Origin of the sequence: Chryseobacterium sp. RLHN22 (assembly GCF_051011795.1) — a bacterium.
GTDB classification, from domain to species: Bacteria; Bacteroidota; Bacteroidia; order Flavobacteriales; family Weeksellaceae; genus Chryseobacterium; species Chryseobacterium zhengzhouense.
Genome location: NZ_JBPCHW010000002.1, coordinates 184,419 through 199,514, shown reverse-complemented (window position 1 = coordinate 199,514; position 15,096 = coordinate 184,419). Strand labels below are relative to the sequence as shown.

Below are 15,096 nucleotides of genomic sequence, written 5' to 3'. Positions count from 1 at the left end.
GAGTATGCTCTGAAACTGAAGCAGCAATATATTGGGGTATAACTAAAGATCTTTTATTTGCTTACGCTTATATTCTTAAGTGGATTAAACTTCTTCCCAAACTTTTTCCAAATCCTGTATTCTTTCATTTATATAAGGAATTTTTTCCCTGAAATTGCTTTTTATTATATTAGATATTAATACTTCCCAATCTTTATTTTTTTTCACAATATCTTTAAAGTCAGGATTACTGATTATTTCAGATATCTTATCATTTGTATTGTCTTTTAAATCACTTAATACATCAATTAATTGAGTAAGTAAATTTTTTTGTTTGTTTTTAATAGCATCTGCAAAATCACGACTATAATCCTTAAGCTTAATTAATAGTAAGCCTACATCTTTATTATAGAGTTGCTTGAGTGCATGACAGTATTTTAATAGATCATTCTTAGTTATATATTGCTTTAACCAAAAAATTGTCATTAAATCAATAGAATTTAAAATTTGACCTACAACATTGATTTGATAGAAATGCTCAAAATCTCTCCGAGCTGGAGCATCATCTGAGATGAAATGCGTTTTAAGAAGATTCTCTCCAAAGTCATTCTTTCCAAAACGGCTATTTTTTACAGAATAACTTACAGAATGAGACTCACCATTATTCTTAAAAAATTGATGATTATGTCTTTGAGTAAACGCTAAAATATCTGAATAATCTGAATTATCAACATGACGCAGGATTTGATCATAGATTATGTTGTTCAATGTTGTTTTATGGCTATCATCTATAACATTGACAAATTTATTTGTACCTAATTCTTCAAAAACAATTGGGGTTAACTTAATCTCTTCAAATGACTTTATAAGATATTTGATATATTCATCATCATAATTAATTTGAAGTAAATTAAGGATAGCGCAAGTATCCAAATATACAATCATGTTTAATTCTCAAATGATGGGATTTCATCTTTTATAGACTTGATAAAATCAATATCAATATTGTTTTTTTCCATAAGCATTGCCAATTCAATTATTAATGAAAAAACCTCATTAATTTTTCGAATTGACAAATCCCCAATATTTTCCAATACATATTTCAGAACATTTTGATCTTTAAATGGACCATATACATTTGTAGTATCTGCCGATTGGGAATAAATTAATTCTTCCACGTATTGAATTGCTTCCGGAACGGAAGGGGCTACAAAATTTATTCTAATTTTGGCTCTTGTAGATAATGCCTCACCTAATACAATTGATAAATCTTCAATATTAAAGAAAGTCTTAGGAGTAAAGTTTAAAAACAACAGAAAGTTATTGGGTGTTTTATCGAACAATTGTCTTAGAAAAGTCGTAACCCTATCCTGACTTTGTTTATTTAATGTATCAATATCTTCAAATTCATCTAACCAAAGAATAAAAGAAGAAAATACTCTCTTTTCAAAAGTTATACAGTTTATATAAGTGCTTATAAAATTTACGATTTGCTCATCATCTTTTAAACCGAATGGTAATCCTAATTTTCCTAGTGTTCCCTTTGTTGCATCTCCAAATAAATAGGCTTCAATAGCTTGAAATTGATTACCTCCTTCATCTGATATTATCAATTTAAACAGATCTGATATAATAGTGTCATTAGAATTTACCTCAATTATGGTATGAATTGATTCTCCTTCTTGTAAAACAGCTTTTACTTCATCAAAATCAGCCTTAATATCTGATAAACTAACCTGTCCTAAAAAGCTTCTAAAAAAAGATTGTACCGGGTCTTTAGAAGTACGCGGTAAATTTATCTTAATATTCCTTGAAGGTCTTACTGAATTTTTCTGACTTAGCTCATTTACCGCATTTGTCTTTGTATAAAAATTTGCAGCGTGTGTTTTCCCACTACCGTATCTACCCCAGTTTAGCACTATTCTAGAAGGAGATGTTTTCATAGAAAAGAATAAACGTTCTTCTATTTTCTTTTTCAGATCAGGAAAACCAGCCCAAATCAAGTCTTTGGGATTAATTGAAGGACCTGTTCTAAAAGGGTTTTCTTTAAGATTTAAATCTAATAATTCCATAGTTAATTTATTTTTTTAAATACAAAGCACCATCATTCTCTGTTTTGAACCAGTCCATTGAGAATCTATTATTGGGTTTTTGCAAATATTTTTTTATATCTTCAAATTCAATAATTATATTATCTTCAAAAAAGGACTTGAAACAAACATAGTCAATAGCTTGTGAGGCAGCAACTCTATTTGGTGCATCAGTTTTAAAAATTTGAAAGGCTTCAAGAAGATAACTATCTATTTTGTGATCATCCAAATCACTACTATTCTTATTCAAATTAAAAATATAATTAAAAATATAGAAATAGCGATTATTGATTACTGATTGCAAAATTAGTTGTTTGTTTAGATTTTTCTCATATATCTCAGATAATATATTATTAAGGTTTAATCCTGATTTAGAAAAGTAGTATTGTTTTTCTTTCGATTCTGTTTTTAATTCTAAAATCCCTAAATCCACCAACCAATTTATTCTTGGTTCAACAATATGTTCTAGGTAGGTTAAAGGTTTCTTCCAAGATGATATCCGTGTCCTTAAATCCATAATTTTTCTTTTTGTAGAATTATTACTGGAATATTGTTGATTTAAATCCAGTTCATTTTTTATATAATCTACGAAAAGCTTTTTTATAGACATTGTTCCAATCGGCTGTTGAGCAATGAAAACAATATCAAGGATCGCCCAAATATATAAAGGGTCAGAAACTAGAATTTGTCTTAAAAAAAATAATTTATCTAATAAATTAGTTTGAAATAAATTACTATCGACTATATCGTTTTTCTGTTTTAGAAATTTATTTAAGTGAAAATAGATTTTACTTTGCTTTGTTAAAATAAAAGAATTGTTAATTTGAGTTAGTAAATTAAGCTCCTCCAATAGTTCAATGTAAGGTTTAGCTGAAGAACCAGTATCTGTCTTTTTAATTAGCCCCTTATCATCCCCCATACGATTACCATACTCTCGAAGCGCATCATTATACAAAGCACTCTCAGTTTCAATTCGCTTACCTAAATAAGTAACAGGAAAATAATTTGAAGTTTCAAATAATTCAATTATCAATTTCAAATAACCTAATCTCCTCGTTTTTGTATTAGACTGAACTATACTAATCTTATTACTTTCAATTGCTTGAAAACCCTGTATTATAAAGAAATTCAATTCCTGTTTTATTTCCTTAGACTTATAGTTTGATAGGATAAATATAAACTCGTTAAGATTTAATTCCTCTTGAATAGACAAGTTTATCTCGAAAAATAGTCTATTATGATCGCTCGAATCCTGATTTAAACAATATGATGGTATTTTATTTGTTTTAAGATAATATACATTTAAAAAGGAATATAATTCATCTACTAACCTCTTACAATCATCTTTAAATTTTTTAATAGAAATACTCTTAATTGTCGACTCTAAAGGCAGAATATCATTGATAATTTTCTTATCGTAAATAATTTTCACGATAAATTCTCCATTATTAATACTAATCGTATTATCAATAATCTTTCTATCAAAACAATTGATATAATCGTATAAACTGTTCATTTTTTATATAAAACAACTAGCACAACCTTCTCCCTCAATATCATCAAGAATATCTAAAAGATAAGGTGATTGTAGTTGTGATTTTTTTCTTTCTTTACGTTTAATGTATTCTTCTTTTATCCTTTCGATACGATCCGGTTGAACTAATTCAGTCAAAGATTCATCTTGTATCCAGGTATATCCATCTTTCTCATATTCCATTGCTTTAAGAAACAAATCCGGATGTTGTTCATAGAGCCAAATCCACTCTATTTTCTGTTGATAAAAACAGAAGAAGCAACCTGAACGACTACGAGCATAAGTGGATTTCTTACCGTTTACTTCAAATTCAATTGCTTTATAATAAGCAGGAACACCTACACCGGATTCCTCTAAGATTTTAAAAATATCGTCTCTAACTAATATATCTTCATTTTGAATAAGTGGAAATTCAGTTTCTTTTGATAATGGATAATCAGTTGTGTGTAAAAACTGAAACATCGCATTATTATAAGCTGAAATTCCTAAATCTAAAAGACTATTTAATTTCTGTGTTTGACTAAAATTAGGGGAAATTTCTTCATTTATTACCTCAAAAATACGTTCTCTCCTCTCTCCTAAATCTAATGTTTCGTAATATTTCAGAATATTATTTATATTACTGTTTGAAAGAAATTTGGCAGTAACATCTTCGCTGAAAATATTCTTTCGAAATGGAAAAATAGATTGAATATTTGACTTTTTAGATATATATCCCTCTCTATCCTCGTCACCTCTGATGCCTACATAAGAAATCACTAAATCATCACCAACAAATTTTTCAAATGGTTCTAATTTAAGCTTCTTCGTACACCATCTTGACATAGATCCCGGTAAAAACCCATTATACATCTTGATATAATGATCAAAAGGATTTAATGTGTCATCAGAAAGAGCAGGAAGTTTGATAATTTCTTTACCCAGAAAACTTTCAAGATTCTCAATCAAGTTATAAGTATCCTGAAGCTCTTTTCCCGTATCTGATGTATAATACTCAATATCCAAATCAGGATAGTTTTGTTTCATATAAATAGCCAAAGCAGCACTGTCCTTACCACCAGAAATACCTAATACATGTCTTACCTTACCCATTATAATAAATCTTTTAAAACTGCTGTTATAGCTGCTATATCAATACTTTTATCCTTAGATAATAGCTCTTTAATATTTTCTTCGAGTTTTTCAACTTCTTTACTCTTACTTTTTGGTAGACGAATAACTTTATTTGCCATTTCTTTACCAAAAGAGTTTATTTGTATATCTAATGCCAATTCTTTAGTTTCATCGAATTTGCTTTTTGATATTCTATTTAAGCTATCCAAGTTAAGTATCATTTCTGTAAATTTATCATATAACATTAACTCGTCTTCATCCTTAAATTTTTCAAGTGATCTTCCGATCAAAGACTGCGCTAGTGAACTCAACCAAGCTTTTTTATCCTCAATTTGAGAGTCTAAACGTTGTACAAAGGACTTTTGATTATTAAGTAGCAAATGTCTATGTAAGTTTTTATACCTTTTCTGGAACTCCTTTTTATATTCTTCAAAGGTTAATTGATTGTCAAAATATTTATCTTGTATAAATATTTCAAACCGATTGACAAGCTCATCGAAGCTATTACGAACTTCTTTAATAGAGTCCTGCAATTGAATAATAAAATGTTGTAGTTCGGTTCTATCCTTTTGTATTTTGCTTACAGAGTATCCTAATGCTGTTGGAAAATCTTCAAAGAAAGACTGCTCTGGATCTTTCGAATTTGCAATAGCTTCCCTAATAGCAATACTTTCTTTGGACAAACGCTTCGTATGTTTTGAATAATCAGGTAATCCTCTATAAAAAACTAGAAATGGTTTTATCGTTTCAATAAATGTTTGAGCACTCCCACTTTGATTTAGATCTATATTTAGAAATTTGCGGTAACTATTAAAAATGTCTAGTTTAACCCCTTCTAATGCGAATGATTTTACTTCAAAATCTTCGGGTATTTTAGCTAATCTTTCTAAAATATCTTCGTTAATTATGGGAGTATAAATACGTTCATTAAATAATGCATACTCATCTCTTTTAATAAAAAGAAAGGTAGGAACCCAAAAATCTATGAACCCTTGTTTTAATTTGAAGGGTTTATTATGTAGAATTTCTACAAATTCAGTAACACTTCTCCTTGAAAGTTTAGCACTATTTAAAAAGTCTACAGATGCCAACCATAGATCATAAAAACCATTCTCATCATGAGGTTCAATTATGTTAGATGAGTCGTCATCACATAGTTTGATACCATTATTTTCTAAAAGCGATAAATAAATAGTTTTCTCAGGTGGAAACTTATCAGTCGGAAAACCTAATTGAGGAATATCCCATTCATTTGCTAAGGCTTTAAAATAGTTTCTTTTTGCAGTATGAATCGATGTAGAAATTTTATGTTTGTTTACCAACTCATTATTAAAATATGGTGTTCTATGATAAACTGTACGACAAATTTCTGAAAGAAATACATTGAACTCTTTTTGGGATTTTAATTCTTTTAGTTCTCCATTAAATACCCATAATACAGAAGCATTATCACCAAAAAGGCTATTTAGTATCTTATGATTCAACAGATTCCGTTGATGTAAAATAATATTTTTAAGCTCGGTAACAGCTACTTTATCATCGGGGTTCTCTTCTATTACTTTTCTTGTCTTCTCTATTTCAAACAATAAATCTTTAATTTCCTTAGATTTTAAATAATAGCAATATAATATTGCTTCTTTATTCGAAGAAGAAACTTCTTGTATATCTCTTAAAATATTCTTTTCATTAAAAACCAAATTGATAAACCCATCAACATCTCCCACTGGTTTTGTTGAAATGGGTTGAGAAGATATTTTATACTCAAACAAACGAGGAGTACCTGTTTCAAACATTGCTCTTTTTGCCAATACAGGTGCTAATGAATAATTTTTATTAAGTAAGGTTACTACATCTGTAATATCATCAATCTTATTACCCGCTTCATATAATGCTGTTGGAATATCTAAATCAGTTCCTTCAAAAAGAATATATCTGTTGTTGTAATTTCTATACAGAATTACCTTTTTTATTTCTAAGTCTTCAATCAGAGCTTCGGCATTATTTATACCTAAACTTTTTTGAGAATATTTCACTAAAAAGTCTCGATTAATATATGCCCCTGCTTGTGCATAAATCGATAACAAACCAATTGTTTTTATAAGCTTCTCGTAATGCAAAAGATTTTTATCAAACAATGACTCGACTTTTTCTAAAGATGCTCTTATAGATTTCCACGCAGTGAAATCAGGATTGTACCTAGAATTGAGAAAAGAAAAATAGTTATGTATTAAAAAGTCATATACTTCAGCAATTGAATAAAAACTATCATTCAATATATTATGCTGATATAAACCTGTATGATCTGTTGATTCTAAGAACGAAAATAATGAGCGTTCATTCTGACCATACTTTTGTAATGACAAAGTTAGTACATAAGCTGAAATAGAATCTAATGGGTATAATTTCTTTGCTATACTCTTTATATAATCTTCATTAACACTAAATGCTTTGGACTCAGATAAAATTCCAACCAATTCATTTATTTCTTTTTCTTTTGTACGAATTGATTGCTTTTCTTCAGTATATTCAGAAGCAAGTAATAACAACTGTTCCACTGGTTCATTAAAAGTGATTTCTTTAAATCTTCCTTTTACTTTCGTCCATTCTTGTCTTTGAGAAGATTCTAAATGAATTGCGTAAGCATCAAAATTTTGATGAACAGCTGTCAATAAAACAATATTATTATCTGAATTATTAACGAATTCGGCTAGCTTCTGAATAAAATAAAGCTCCTTCTCAGGCTCGTTATTAGAAGCATATTCTAGAAATTTACCAAATTCATCTATTATTATAACTAACAGAGGATTCTCCTTTCCTAAGTCATAATAACGGTTGTAAATTTCAGAGAAAATGTTTTCAGTAGTAGTAATTTCATCATTAATTCTCAAAGCATCAATAAATGACTTTCCTAGAGATTGGTACTCACCTATAATTTTGATAAATCCTATCTTTGGATTAGAAAGCATATTCAATCCAAAATAAGACTTTCTTGCCTTAAGATTTTGCTCTAATGCCCACAGAAAAGAACTTTTACCGGTACCATACGATCCAATTATATTAAAAGATCGAATACCTTGTTTAAAATCATTACTAATCTGGTTACTAATACGAATAGCATTCGGAGTAGGAATATATTTTAACTCCCTATCCGTATCACGAATGATATTTGTTGATGTAGTGAATTTATTTGTCATAATAATGATTTAGAATTTCAAATTTATCCGGTTTTATAGTAAATTGTAATTCTTTAATACCTGCATGATCACTTAATGTGATACCATACTTTTTATATGCGACATCAGTTACTATCGATTCCAATTTATCCATCAATGCACTCTTCGTAATAGCAAATACTGCCCCCGCTTGATTTCTTTCCTGAAATAATGTATTTAAGCTTATAGAATTTTGAAAGTCTTCATTGTTTAATATCGAATATAAAATAATTTCTTTTGGAAGGTTATTTCTTTGTTCATTCGGAATGGAATATAATGAATTTACTTTCTTTTCTTCTTGTACAAGATTCAAATCTGTAAGTAATCCTGAAAATGTATCTTCTTTATCTTTAACCTGTTCTGTGGTTCTAATATACATTTTAGTCAAAACATCGAAATCAGTACTTACAGTTTTCTTATTAAATTGAGAAGATCCAAATTCGTTAAATTTCCTTTCAACAAAAAACAAGAAATTATCTTTTGTAAACTCAATTTTTTCTTTTCTTAGATCATTGAAGACCAAACTATAAGTGGATGCGTGTTCAGTAGTTACTAGTTGAAAATGTAACAACCATAATGTAGCCTCATCTTCTAAGTAAGGATCTTTTCCTTCAGTAGAAAAAATATAATCAGCAATTTTAGTAATATTCCCATCTTTGTCTATCAATCCAAAAGCCTTCATCCAAAAGTGAATTGCAGATACCATATTCTTTCCAACCCCCAATAGCACCACTGATTCATTATCAGTGAATTTATTTCCATTTTTCACAAAATCATAACCTTTTTTTAGCCATAACTGCCTACAATGAAACGTTTCATGGCCAGAAAAGGTAAGTTTAATATTTTTGTTTGTCAATATTTCAGACATTCTTACGTATTTATTTTTACAAAGTAACAAAATATAAGTAAATTAATTTCTTTTACAAAAGCAAAATCATAATTTAATTGGTTTATCAACTGACAAAGAATAACTCCAATATCTAAATCAATTAAATCATGACTTTTAAGAAGACAACGATAGTATTTAAAAGTTTATATATCGATTATTTTTTAAATCTAGTATCTTTTTGAAATTTGCTATGTAAAACTTTCTAAGCTGCAATTTTAGAAGAATTTTTTCCTTAAATGAAAAAGTAATCCAAGCCCGAACATTTAGTTTCTCGCGAAAAAAAGACATCCTACATTTACCGTTTTTTTCATTATACTGAAACGTTAATTGCAATTCATCTTCACCAAATTTGAAACGAACCAATAAATATTTAAGAAAAAATTGTTTCAACGGATCTTTTGAAAAGTTTTTATAGCCTAAATCGTTATTAAGGTCATTCATAGAAAATGAATACATATAAGTTTTATCAACGGCAGGGTATTCAATAACTTTTTTTATATATCTTGAAGTCACTGTCGTTTTATTAGCTTCATCAAAGATAAGTAACACAACACCTGCTTTACCGTTATATATTCTATTATTGAATTCAAAACTAATATTTGGAATATATTTACTGTAAAATCTCCCATTACGTTTTTGATAAAAATTAAGGTACGTGGAGTTGGAACCCATAACCTCATGTAGAGTATAAATAAATTTTAAAGCTTCCGAACTTTCGTTTGATACATTTCCAAATCGAATTCTATTTTTTATTTTATTTTTAACCATTAAATTTCCTTTTAAATCTTAATGTACAGAAAAGGACTCTGAAAATATTTAAAGGCATAAAAGACGCATTTACACGAATCTCAGACTTGTTTGATCTTTAATTGGAATCATAATATCTTAAAGCCTGAGAAATACAGTTGTTATGTCCTCTCTTGGATTCCACCGTATTCTTTTACTTAATTTAATATGTTTCCACCCCTTCCTATACATTACATATTGTTATTAATAATTTTTAGAGATATATTAACCTTAGTTACTATTTGAAATAGCAGGCACGGTCAGGTTAGTGATCTTTGCTGACAATTTCCGATGAAACTCTTTTTTCACAAAATCATCATCTCCTTTATATTGGTTGTAAAGATCTTCCAAACTTGCAAGATATCTATTTCTATTATTTGTATTCAAGATCGGAGATGCGAACTCAATAAACTTTTTAACTCCAAAATATTTCAATCCTAGAAATTTCAGATATCCATCAAAAGCTTTTTCGTTCTTGCTATTTAACTGAGACTTCACAAGCCCCTGAGCAATATCTGGTGAAATTTCATTTACAAATGAGATATTAACAAAAAGTTTGTATAATTCGTTACCCAACGAATGAAAATTTTTCCTGATAGATTCCAGAGTCTGTATTTTATTTTTTATGGAAGCTCGATTAAATTGACTAACTCGTTTTACTCTCAGCTCAATCCTAACAAAGCTATTATTCTTTGAGATTTTTTTCACCAAATGCTTTCTTCTTACCTTGTTCGAGTTTTTGAAAACTTCATTTTGTTGAGATTCTCTTTCTAATTTATCATAAACAGAGACTTCATATTTCTGATTTTTAAAGTTAACAGTATTTCCTATTCGTAGCGTATTTCCCATACCTTTCATTCTTGAAACACTACTCATAATAGAAGCTATATTCATATTAAATCTGATATTTACCCCCAATTCCAACTGAGTAATTTTTGCCTTCCAGAATTTTTCTTTTTCAATCTCGAACTCGTCTGCATACATTTCGATTATTTCAACAAAATTCAGATAATTTAGGTCAGTAAAAGGATTTAAATTTTTGACGCGGATAAAGTCTTTTCTTATGTTTTGGCAAACCGAAAATCTTCCTTCTTTTGCGTTCAATTTTCTTTTAAAACTGATAAACTTATTTTTATACGAAAGATTTTTCATAATATTTTCTTGCTGAACTACAATTTCAGATTTTGGTAAATCAAAGTTTTCAGCTTTTACTTTTTGAGACAAAAAAGAAATCTTCTTAGGATCTGCCATAAAGTATTCAAATTGATCATCTTGCTTTATTTTCATAAACTTCGATGCTAAAATATACTCGCTTATCTTAATATTTTCAAGATAAAATTTAATTAAATCTACCATCCTATTTTTTTTGTAAAAATTTTTCCAGTTCAACTCTATTCACAGAAATCCTTCCATTTCTACAAGGCTGATTAATCTTCAAACCTTTCTTAACATATCTATCGAAAGTTGATCTGCTAATCTTATAAATTTGAATGACTTCATCCACGGTTAATACATCATGTTTTTCAATAACATTGGAAAGCTCATTTTTGAGTATTGCGACTTCTTTCCTCAGTTTATTCGAGCGGTTTAATAAGTATAAAAAACGCTTTTCATTTAGTTGTTTCATTATGAAAATTTTTAATATTTAATATAAGTAACTGAGGGAAATTCTTAATATAATGTTAATGAAGGTTAAATTTTTGTTAACATAAATACAAGCAACTAATAATCAATAAAAAAGACGACTATCAGCCGTCTTATCTTAGATTACTTCTAATATTTAATTTTTTCTCATCGAATACTCAATTTTAAAACATTTCACTTGTATTGCCTAATCTCTAACAGGTTTAAAAGTTGCAATTTTCTTTAGTATTAGGGCTTTTCTATTTCGGGCTTCATAGAGCCTTTTCAGGTAACTCTTACTTGTTTCTTCTTGCATTCAGACTTATGCTTTTACTTGATTATTCAGTGCCAAAGTATTATGCTTTTACTCGTTTTCGACTTGTTTTTATTTTTCCTAGAATCTTATTTGTAGTATTTAATTCTCTCAGCTTTCATAAATCCTTCCAAATTTCTGAAGGTGATTTTATCAGTTCTTTCAGCATTTTCTAATGCCTCCTTTTTACTTTTTTTACAATTGGGAGAATCTAAATCGATCTCTTTATCATTTTCGTTGTAAAACTTATCAACCCTTTGTAATTTGGGTTCTCCATAATTTTTATAAATACCACGGTATCTGATCTGCCCTGCACATTTGTTTTCTAAAAACCAGTCCTCCTTTTTTACAGCCCCAAGCAAAACTCCTTGTTCATCAAAATAGAAGTCCTGCGAACTATTCCAGTCTCCCATTCCCCAAAAACTATCAGATTTGCTGATGTAAATGATCTTATCATTTTTTTTAATGATTCTGTATGACATCATGATCTCACTATCATCGTCCTCATTCTCATTATTAGGGTTTATTTTTTTGAGTATGCCGTTATTCAGTTTATAATAGCTTATAATTTTATCGGGATTATTTTCTATTATTTTATTGGCAAACTTTTCAGCTTCCGCAAGTTTCTCATTGATATTTTTCTGACTAAAAATCAGAATATAATTAATGAATAAAATGAATGTTATTAATTTTTTCATGATTAATTGATTTGTATTGAATCTCCCTGCTGATTGAGAGCGTTAGTTTCAGCTTCGGAATGCTGGGATACTTTATTTTTTTCTCTAATTTTAGCTTGTTCTTCATAATAATTATATCCCGTGTTGGGTTTATAACTTTCGACCCTTGTTACATCAGTTCTTTGAGAATCGTGATCTTTGATATTTTCATTTTGTTTGTTGCTGAAGTTATCTTCTGCCATATTTTCATCACTAAAAAAGACTTTTGTAAAACCTAAAAAACCGTAAGCTGTAATTAGGTTTTCTTTGGAATCCTCGTTGAGGTAATCCAGTTTTCTTACCAAAACAAAATCTTCTTCATATATCCCAAGATTGGAATACCCTTTTTTAGAAAGTGTATTGGAAATAAAGTTTTGGGAATATTTCTCCGTCATTTCTTCTCCTAAAAAGAAATTTTTCATCGTTTTAAAAATCTGAGGTTTTTGTAGTAAGATTTTATCAACAATAGCATTCTGCATTTTAGCTCGATCAGGCTTTAAGAAAAAAGCAGAAACGCTAAACAATATGATTATACCAACGATTATATAAAATGAATAACTTTCTCCTGATTGCATTTGTTGAGTGATGTAAAGATCATTTACAGCCTTTTTATTAACATCTTTATCAGCTGAATCCTGAACCTCATCAGGAAACATGATCGAAATATCCCGTAATATTTCTAAAGCAAGATCATTATTATATTGTTCTACCATTTTAGGAATCCTGAAGAGGTCAATAATTGCCCAGATAAAAAATCCTCCTGCGGTAAGAATATACAGTATAAGCCAACCCCATCTTTTAATATAGGCATAATGCCACCCTATGAAAAACCAGAGCAGGTAAGATATTCCTACAGATTTCTTTCGTCTTTCAAATTCGCTAATAAAGATTTTTTGTTGCTCTGAATTCAGCTCTCGAAATTTTTTCTGAATCAGATAAGAAAAGTTTCCCATGATTATTATTAACCATTCAGTTCCAAAACGGCAGTTTAATCCATAGAAAAAGCGTGGAACTTTAAGCCAATCCGTACAAGAGGTACCGCTAAGAACCCGATAACCAGATATGACTTATCGCCCACGCCAATAGATGACACGGGCGTAAGCCTATCGAATTTGGTTATCTAAGAAGATTAGCGGTTTTCTTGTACCAATACGATAGCTTACGCTTTTATGTTAATTATATTTTTATCTTTTACAAATTTATTAATTTATCCGAAATGAACATTATTCATTACGCTTTTTAAATTATTAATACTGGTGTTTGTATAAACGAGAGTATTAGCAATATTTTTATGACCTAAAAGCTTACTTATATTTATGACCGAGGCATAATTTCCATTTGATAAGTACGAAGCAAAAGTATGGCGTGCTACGTGAAAACTCACATTCTTATTAATTGCACATTCTTTCGCAATCTTTTTCAGAATCCTATTGCCTACTTGATTACTAACCTCTTTAAACAATTTTTCGCCGCTTTCTTTATTTATGGAATAACTTTTTAATAAGTTTATCGCCTGCTGGCTTAAAGGAACTTCTAGTTTTTCTTTAGTCTTAACTTGTACCTTGCTTAAAACTCCTGATTTGAAATTAATATCCGAAAGTTTCAATGTAAACAGGTCAGAATATCTTAAACCCGTATAACATGACAACAAAAACATGTCTCTAGCATTAATATCATTTTCATCTTCTGATTTATAATTTGTAATTTTAATTACCTCGTCTGTATCTAAAAAAGTGCTCCGATGTTCAGGTGACTTTACTATAACTGACTTAAAATGATATGGATTATCTATGCTGATCGTTTTTTTTATTTTAGCATAATTAATAATACTTTTGAGACATTTATGGTGGTTATAAATTCCACCTTCTCCAATTCCCAAATCTTTCAAGAAAAGATCAAATTGTACAATAAAATCATTATCAATATCAGAAACTGAAATTTTGGGACGAAATTTTTTTAACCTTCTCCTCAAAACTCCATATTTATAACGAGTGTCTTCACTTAACTTTGTTTTTTGCCGAAGCACTAAATCATAAACCTCATAAAAGTCATTATTCTTAAAGCCTTTTAGAAAATTATCAATATCATTACTAGATATTGGTTTCCCTGCAAATATGCATTGGCTAAAAAATTCATTTAAAGTGCTTTTTCTTTTATCAATAATATCATTTAAATCGCTAAAGCCTTTTCCTTTAGCTCTTCCCAGACTTGTATCCCAGTTAATAGGATTTATCTTTTCACCAATTGATATTCGCTTTTTATCACCATTTATTAAAATTTGAATACATATAGGACATGCACCAGTTTTATCAGCTTTGTCAGTTCTAATAATTGCTTTCATCGGTGGCTTTCTCATAATCTTGATATTTTAATTGTTATTCCTTATTCATACATCGGTAACAATTAAAAAATCAGCTAAGATAGATAAAAATATTTAATTATCAAATTAATTCATTGATTTTCAGTTAATTACAATCTAGTTAAAATATGTTAAGTTCTCGTTAATGTGATTAATTAGTCTGATTTATACAAAAAATTAATTATTATTTATTTGCACTGGTACAATTTATCAAAAAGAGAGAGGGGGGGGCGAAAAGGGGGACGATTTTGTGATGAACCATGAAGAATGGTGACGAAACAAAGCATAAAAAAAGCCCCTAAAATAGAGGCTTTGTAATTTTTTGAAGAAATCTATTCTTCACTTTCGTGGTCCCACCTGGGCTCGAACCAGGGACCACCTGATTATGAGTCAGGTGCTCTAACCAACTGAGCTATAGGACCTCAAAATTTGGTTAAATTTTGTGATTGCAAAAATAGTAAAATTTCTGTCTCTACAAAATT

General features: G+C 29.1%; 12 protein-coding genes and 1 tRNA gene. All 13 read right to left on the bottom strand.

The features are described 5' to 3' along the window. Nucleotides 1-84: 84 nt before the first annotated feature. Entirely contained in the window at nt 85-924 is an 840-nt protein-coding gene (locus tag ACR1PN_RS03250; protein WP_433978859.1) for a hypothetical protein, read from the bottom strand. Between the two features lie 2 nt (nt 925-926). Further along, nucleotides 927-2,051 carry a hypothetical protein gene (locus ACR1PN_RS03245; protein ID WP_433978858.1) on the bottom strand — a complete coding sequence of 375 codons (1,125 nt, stop codon included), beginning with the start codon at nt 2,049-2,051 and terminating at the stop codon, nt 927-929. A 7-nt stretch (nt 2,052-2,058) separates the two neighbouring features. Further along, nucleotides 2,059-3,585: a hypothetical protein gene (locus ACR1PN_RS03240; protein WP_433978857.1), complete on the bottom strand. Its 1,527-nt coding sequence runs from the start codon at nt 3,583-3,585 to the stop codon at nt 2,059-2,061. A 3-nt stretch (nt 3,586-3,588) separates the two neighbouring features. Continuing rightward, nucleotides 3,589-4,695, bottom strand: a complete 1,107-nt coding sequence (locus tag ACR1PN_RS03235; RefSeq protein WP_433978856.1) for a phosphoadenosine phosphosulfate reductase family protein — start codon at nt 4,693-4,695, stop codon at nt 3,589-3,591. Next, complete coding sequence (locus ACR1PN_RS03230; protein WP_433978855.1) at nt 4,695-7,910, bottom strand: hypothetical protein; 3,216 nt, start codon at nt 7,908-7,910, stop codon at nt 4,695-4,697. The genes ACR1PN_RS03235 and ACR1PN_RS03230 overlap by 1 nt, the downstream gene beginning before the upstream one ends. Next, nucleotides 7,900-8,796, bottom strand: a complete 897-nt coding sequence (locus ACR1PN_RS03225) for a DUF4007 family protein (protein WP_433978854.1) — start codon at nt 8,794-8,796, stop codon at nt 7,900-7,902. Before ACR1PN_RS03225 ends, ACR1PN_RS03230 begins: the two co-directional genes overlap by 11 nt. Nucleotides 8,797-8,952: 156 nt before the next feature. Next, nucleotides 8,953-9,585: a hypothetical protein gene (locus ACR1PN_RS03220; protein WP_433978853.1), complete on the bottom strand. Its 633-nt coding sequence runs from the start codon at nt 9,583-9,585 to the stop codon at nt 8,953-8,955. 249 nt (nt 9,586-9,834) lie between these two features. After that, on the bottom strand, nt 9,835-10,959 hold the full coding sequence (locus tag ACR1PN_RS03215; protein WP_433978852.1) for a hypothetical protein: 1,125 nt from the start codon (nt 10,957-10,959) through the stop codon (nt 9,835-9,837). 1 nt (nt 10,960) lies between these two features. Further along, complete coding sequence (locus ACR1PN_RS03210; RefSeq protein WP_433978851.1) at nt 10,961-11,230, bottom strand: helix-turn-helix transcriptional regulator; 270 nt, start codon at nt 11,228-11,230, stop codon at nt 10,961-10,963. Nucleotides 11,231-11,628: 398 nt separating this feature from the next. After that, on the bottom strand, nt 11,629-12,237 hold the full coding sequence (locus ACR1PN_RS03205) for a hypothetical protein (protein ID WP_433978850.1): 609 nt from the start codon (nt 12,235-12,237) through the stop codon (nt 11,629-11,631). 2 nt (nt 12,238-12,239) lie between these two features. Then, entirely contained in the window at nt 12,240-13,208 is a 969-nt protein-coding gene (locus ACR1PN_RS03200) for a TM2 domain-containing protein (RefSeq protein WP_433978849.1), read from the bottom strand. 254 nt (nt 13,209-13,462) lie between these two features. Further along, on the bottom strand, nt 13,463-14,611 hold the full coding sequence (locus tag ACR1PN_RS03195) for a tyrosine-type recombinase/integrase (protein WP_433978848.1): 1,149 nt from the start codon (nt 14,609-14,611) through the stop codon (nt 13,463-13,465). 351 nt (nt 14,612-14,962) lie between these two features. Further along, nucleotides 14,963-15,036: transfer RNA gene (locus ACR1PN_RS03190), tRNA-Ile, on the bottom strand. Nucleotides 15,037-15,096 lie beyond the last annotated feature (60 nt).

Bases quoted from the DNA above. Each gene is read 5' to 3' on its own strand.
- ACR1PN_RS03225 (WP_433978854.1), bottom strand. From the start codon at position 8,796: ATGTCTGAAATATTGACAAACAAAAATATTAAACTTACCTTTTCTGGC.
- ACR1PN_RS03210 (WP_433978851.1), bottom strand. From the start codon at position 11,230: ATGAAACAACTAAATGAAAAGCGTTTTTTATACTTATTAAACCGCTCG.
- ACR1PN_RS03215 (WP_433978852.1), bottom strand. From the start codon at position 10,959: ATGGTAGATTTAATTAAATTTTATCTTGAAAATATTAAGATAAGCGAG.
- ACR1PN_RS03250 (WP_433978859.1), bottom strand. From the start codon at position 924: ATGATTGTATATTTGGATACTTGCGCTATCCTTAATTTACTTCAAATT.
- ACR1PN_RS03245 (WP_433978858.1), bottom strand. From the start codon at position 2,051: ATGGAATTATTAGATTTAAATCTTAAAGAAAACCCTTTTAGAACAGGT.
- ACR1PN_RS03240 (WP_433978857.1), bottom strand. From the start codon at position 3,585: ATGAACAGTTTATACGATTATATCAATTGTTTTGATAGAAAGATTATT.
- ACR1PN_RS03195 (WP_433978848.1), bottom strand. From the start codon at position 14,611: ATGAGAAAGCCACCGATGAAAGCAATTATTAGAACTGACAAAGCTGAT.
- ACR1PN_RS03230 (WP_433978855.1), bottom strand. From the start codon at position 7,910: ATGACAAATAAATTCACTACATCAACAAATATCATTCGTGATACGGAT.
- ACR1PN_RS03220 (WP_433978853.1), bottom strand. From the start codon at position 9,585: ATGGTTAAAAATAAAATAAAAAATAGAATTCGATTTGGAAATGTATCA.
- ACR1PN_RS03235 (WP_433978856.1), bottom strand. From the start codon at position 4,695: ATGGGTAAGGTAAGACATGTATTAGGTATTTCTGGTGGTAAGGACAGT.
- ACR1PN_RS03200 (WP_433978849.1), bottom strand. From the start codon at position 13,208: ATGGGAAACTTTTCTTATCTGATTCAGAAAAAATTTCGAGAGCTGAAT.
- ACR1PN_RS03205 (WP_433978850.1), bottom strand. From the start codon at position 12,237: ATGAAAAAATTAATAACATTCATTTTATTCATTAATTATATTCTGATT.